1 protein-coding gene is annotated in these 1,687 nt (G+C 76.0%); it reads left to right on the top strand.

Annotation, left to right across the window (positions count from 1 at the left end):
* Nucleotides 1–1,687, top strand: a 1,687-nt coding sequence (gene malQ / locus F3J18_RS37235) for a 4-alpha-glucanotransferase (protein WP_205195731.1), incomplete at both ends; no start/stop codon positions are given.

Below are 1,687 nucleotides of genomic sequence, written 5' to 3'. Positions count from 1 at the left end.
GCTGGCCACCCTGGCGCGCTCGGCCGCGCGGCTGGGCGCCGACGCGCTGGCGCTGAGCCCGACCCACGCCGGCTTCCCGGCCCAGCCCGAGCGCGACAGTCCCTATTCGCCGTCCTCGCGGCGCTGGCACAACTTCGCCTATGTCGATCCCGACACGGTGCTGGGCGCCGAGGCGACGCGCGCGGTGCTGGCCGAAACCGGGCTCGCCGAGACCGCCGAGGCGCTGTCGCGCGCGCCGCTGGTCGACTGGCCGCGCGCGCTGCATCTCAAGCTGCGCGTGCTGCGTGCCCTGTTCGAGCGCTGGCGCGCGCATCCCTCGGCCGAGCACGAGGCCTTCGCGCGCTTCTCGGCCGAAGGCGGCGACGCGCTGCACGCGCAAGCCGTGTTCGACGCCCTGCAGGCGCAGGCCATCGCCGAGCGGCTCGGCCCCGACTGGCGCCGCTGGCCCGCCGAGTGGCAGAACCCCGGCACCACCGAGGTACGCGCCTTCGCGGCCGCGCGCGCCGAGCACGTCGCCTTCTTCGCCTTCACGCAATGGCTGGCCTCACGCGGGCTAGACGGCGCGCGCCAGGCCGCGCGCGAAGCCGGCATGTCGATCGGCACGATCGCCGATCTCGCGGTCGGCGTGGCGCCCGACGGCGCCGATGCCTGGGCCGCGCCGCACACGCTGCTCTCGGGGCTGTCGATCGGCGCGCCGCCCGACCTGTTCAATCCCGAGGGCCAGGCCTGGGGCGTCGCCACCTGGACCCCGGCCGGCCTGCGCGCGAACGGCTACGCGCCCTTCATCGCGCTGCTGCGCGGTGCCTTCGCGCATGCCGGCGGCGTGCGCATCGATCACATCCTCGGCTTCCAGCGGCTGTGGATCGTGCGCGACGGCGGCTCGCCGCGCGAGGGCGCCTACCTGCGCTACCCGCTCGACGATCTGCTGCGGCTGGTCGCGCTCGAATCCGCGCGGCATCGCGCCATCGCGATCGGCGAGGATCTCGGCACCGTGCCCGAGGGCTTGCGCGAACGGCTGGCCGCGCGCGGCATCGCCGGGATGCGCGTGCTCGCCTTCGAGCGCGAACGCGACGGCGCGTTCCGGCCGCCCGAGGCCTGGGACCGCGACGCGGCGGCGATGTCCTCCACGCACGACCTGCCGACGCTGGCCGGCTGGTGGCGCGGCGTCGACCTGGCCTGGCGCCGGCATGTGCTGGCCGGGCAGGACCGGCGCGCCGACGAGGGCCGGCCGGCGCGCGAGGCCGGTGAGGCCGCGGCGGCAAGCGCCGCGTTCGCCGACGCGATGCAGCCCGATGATCCCGAGGCAACCTGGCCACCCATGGAGAACCGCATGACCGATAGGGCTTCGTCTCTCGCCCCCGCTTTGCCGGAACGCGCGCCCTCGCCGACGCGGCCGGTGGCGCGCGATGCCGAAGTGCCGCGCGACGAAGTGGAGGCGCCCGGGGCTTCTGCCGCTTCTGCCGCGTCCGGTGCTTCCGGTGCTTCCGGTGCTTCCGGTGCTTCCGGTGCTTCCGGTGCTTCCGGGGCTTCCGGGGCTTCCGGGGCTTCTGCCGATTCCACCGCACCGGCCGCCTCCGCCGCGCCGCTGCCGCCCGATCTCGCCGACCGCGAAGCCGATCGCGCCCAGCTCTGGCAGGCGCTGCTGGCGGCCGGCGTGGTGCCGCCCAACGCGGCCTCCCAGGCACCG

Source organism: Burkholderia sp. Ax-1720 (assembly GCF_011753035.1).
Lineage (GTDB): Bacteria > Pseudomonadota > Gammaproteobacteria > Burkholderiales > Burkholderiaceae > Burkholderia > Burkholderia gladioli.
Note: the sequence above shows the minus strand (reverse complement) of the source record. Positions and strands in the feature narration are given on the sequence as shown.